Source organism: Achromobacter sp. SIMBA_011, from assembly GCF_046535435.1.
Lineage (GTDB): Bacteria > Pseudomonadota > Gammaproteobacteria > Burkholderiales > Burkholderiaceae_B > Achromobacter > Achromobacter dolens.
Window position 1 is genome coordinate 1 of record NZ_JAWRWN010000025.1, and the last position, 954, is coordinate 954.

1 protein-coding gene is annotated in these 954 nt (G+C 51.9%); it reads left to right on the forward strand.

Going from position 1 to position 954, the window contains the following annotated elements; genetic code table 11:
* Nucleotides 1-299: 299 nt before the first annotated feature.
* A protein-coding gene (locus SB816_RS29690) for an IS1-like element IS1A family transposase (protein WP_283688472.1) occupies nt 300-954 on the forward strand; the annotation gives its coding sequence in 2 pieces (ribosomal slippage) (nt 300-549 and nt 549-954; 656 coding nt annotated over the 2 pieces). This gene is flagged as partial in the annotation.

Below are 954 nucleotides of genomic sequence, written 5' to 3' on the forward strand. Positions count from 1 at the left end.
TCCAGTGATTTTTTTCTCCATTTTAGCTTCCTTAGCTCCTGAAAATCTCGATAACTCAAAAAATACGCCCGGTAGTGATCTTATTTCATTATGGTGAAAGTTGGAACCTCTTACGTGCCGATCAACGTCTCATTTTCGCCAAAAGTTGGCCCAGGGCTTCCCGGTATCAACAGGGACACCAGGATTTATTTATTCTGCGAAGTGATCTTCCGTCACAGGTATTTATTCGGCGCAAAGTGCGTCGGGTGATGCTGCCAACTTACTGATTTAGTGTATGATGGTGTTTTTGAGGTGCTCCAGTGGCTTCTGTTTCTATCAGCTGTCCCTCCTGTTCAGCTACTGACGGGGTGGTGCGTAACGGCAAAAGCACCGCCGGACATCAGCGCTATCTCTGCTCTCACTGCCGTAAAACATGGCAACTGCAGTTCACTTACACCGCTTCTCAACCCGGTACGCACCAGAAAATCATTGATATGGCCATGAATGGCGTTGGATGCCGGGCAACAGCCCGCATTATGGGCGTTGGCCTCAACACGATTTTACGTCACTTAAAAAACTCAGGCCGCAGTCGGTAACCTCGCGCATACAGCCGGGCAGTGACGTCATCGTCTGCGCGGAAATGGACGAACAGTGGGGCTATGTCGGGGCTAAATCGCGCCAGCGCTGGCTGTTTTACGCGTATGACAGTCTCCGGAAGACGGTTGTTGCGCACGTATTCGGTGAACGCACTATGGCGACGCTGGGGCGTCTTATGAGCCTGCTGTCACCCTTTGACGTGGTGATATGGATGACGGATGGCTGGCCGCTGTATGAATCCCGCCTGAAGGGAAAGCTGCACGTAATCAGCAAGCGATATACGCAGCGAATTGAGCGGCATAACCTGAATCTGAGGCAGCACCTGGCACGGCTGGGACGGAAGTCGCTGTCGTTCTCAAAATCGGTGGAGCTGCATGA